Genomic DNA, 255 nt, shown 5'->3' on the forward strand with positions numbered 1-255 from the left:
ACGTTGTTGCAGAATTAAGCCGCCGTTTCAGCTGCACGCTGGAGCACTGGTATGCCGAACAGGGCTGTGATTTCTGTGGCTGGCAGTTGTATGAGCGCGGAGAGCTCGTTGATGTGCTGTGGGGGGAACTGGAATGGTCTTCCCCGACAGATGACGATGAGCTGCCGGAAGTCACCGGACCTGCGTGGATAGTCGACAAGGTGGCGCATTATGGCGGATGAAGTATGACGGAGACGGGCGGGCTACCGCCCGTTT

The 255-nt window shown here is 58.0% G+C and carries 1 pseudogene; it reads left to right on the forward strand.

The window, feature by feature from the left end:
* A pseudogene (locus E0D98_RS27010) lies at positions 1-221 on the forward strand (hypothetical protein); the annotation flags it as partial.
* Positions 222-255 lie beyond the last annotated feature (34 nt).

Source organism: Escherichia sp. KCJ4928 (assembly GCF_004352695.1).
GTDB lineage: Bacteria > Pseudomonadota > Gammaproteobacteria > Enterobacterales > Enterobacteriaceae > ECMA0423.